The organism is Mesorhizobium sp. M4A.F.Ca.ET.050.02.1.1 (genome assembly GCF_003997725.1).
GTDB lineage: Bacteria > Pseudomonadota > Alphaproteobacteria > Rhizobiales > Rhizobiaceae > Mesorhizobium.
Map to the genome: position 1 here is coordinate 1 of NZ_RZSG01001153.1, position 1,366 is coordinate 1,366.

A 1,366-nucleotide genomic window follows, 5' to 3' on the forward strand; every position below is an offset into this window, starting at 1 on the left:
CCTCTACCTGTTGTCGAGCTCGGCGCGGACGAGTTCCAGCCCGCGCCTGGTGATGCGGTAAGGCCCGCCACCCGACGAGGAAACCGCCTTCTTCCGCTTCAGTTTTCGAAGCAGCTCGAGATCAACGCCTGGGTAGCGCCAGCCGTCGCGGGTCAGGCATTGGACCGAAGCGATCTTCCTACTGTCATTCTTTTTGATTTCGATGCGCCCGCCCTGAGCGAGCAGGTGCAGGATGCGCTGTTCAATGCGCGAGATATCCATCTGCAGAATTCCCGGGAAAACAACAAAAGCCGCCGCCGCGAGATTTCGCGGCACGGGGTTTCAGGTTTTGTCGCCCTGCCTCGCTACGAGGTCAGGGCCTTACCGGGACTGAGCGTAAGTGGACATCCACTCTCCATTGGATGGACGTCCTATAGGCGAAAGCGGCCGAAAAGGCCAGCGCGCGGCTTTGCGCTTGTCTCGCCGGGCGGTTTGCACTAGCGAAGGCCAACACCCAAATTCGCGAAAATCGCAATTCTCGCGAGCCACAAGCGCAGGCCACCATGAGCATCATCGATACCCGCACCCCCGACGCAAAACGACTGATCCCCGGCGCCACCGGCGACTGGGAAGTCATCATCGGTCTCGAAGTGCATGCCCAGGTGACCTCGGAGGCGAAGCTGTTTTCCGGGGCGTCGACCTCGTTCGGCGCGGCACCCAACGCCAATGTCAGCCTGGTCGACGCGGCGATGCCCGGCATGCTGCCCGTCATCAACGAGGAATGCGTCAAGCAGGCGATCCGCACCGGCCTTGGCCTGAAGGCCGAGATCAACCACAAGTCGGTTTTCGACCGGAAGAACTATTTCTATCCGGACCTGCCGCAGGGCTACCAGATTTCGCAGTTCAAGCAGCCGATCGTCGGCGAGGGCAAGGTCATCGTCTCGGTCGGCCCGGACCGCCAGGGCGAGTTCGAGGACATCGAGGTCGGCATCGAGCGGCTGCATCTGGAACAGGACGCCGGCAAGTCGATGCACGACCAGCATCCGACCATGTCCTATGTCGACCTCAACCGTTCCGGCGTGGCGCTGATGGAGATCGTCTCCAAGCCGGATATGCGCTCGGCCGACGAGGCCAAGGCCTATGTGACCAAGCTGCGCACCATCGTGCGCTATCTCGGCACCTGCGACGGCAACATGGACGAAGGCTCGCTGCGCGCCGACGTCAACGTCTCGGTGCGCAGGCCGGGCGGCGCATTCGGCACGCGCTGCGAGATCAAGAACGTCAACTCGATCCGCTTCATCGGCCAGGCTATCGAATACGAGGCGCGCCGGCAGATCGCCGTCATCGAGGATGGCGGCACGATCGACCAGGAGACGCGGCTGTTCGA

Annotated in this window: 2 protein-coding genes; one reads left to right on the forward strand and one right to left on the reverse strand. The window is 62.4% G+C overall.

Going from position 1 to position 1,366, the window contains the following annotated elements; translation table 11 throughout:
* Positions 1-3 precede the first annotated feature (3 nt).
* Entirely contained in the window at positions 4-261 is a 258-nt protein-coding gene (locus EOA33_RS35880; RefSeq protein WP_127407736.1) for a YjhX family toxin, read from the reverse strand.
* Positions 262-542: 281 nt separating this feature from the next.
* Here EOA33_RS35880 and gatB point away from each other — a divergent pair.
* The coding region (gene gatB / locus EOA33_RS35890) for an Asp-tRNA(Asn)/Glu-tRNA(Gln) amidotransferase subunit GatB (protein WP_127407737.1) at positions 543-1,366 on the forward strand (824 nt) is incomplete at its 3' end.

What these genes read in the sequence shown, in the direction of transcription:
- EOA33_RS35880 (WP_127407736.1), bottom strand. Translation starts at nt 261, where the DNA reads ATGGATATCTCGCGCATTGAACAGCGCATCCTGCACCTGCTCGCTCAG.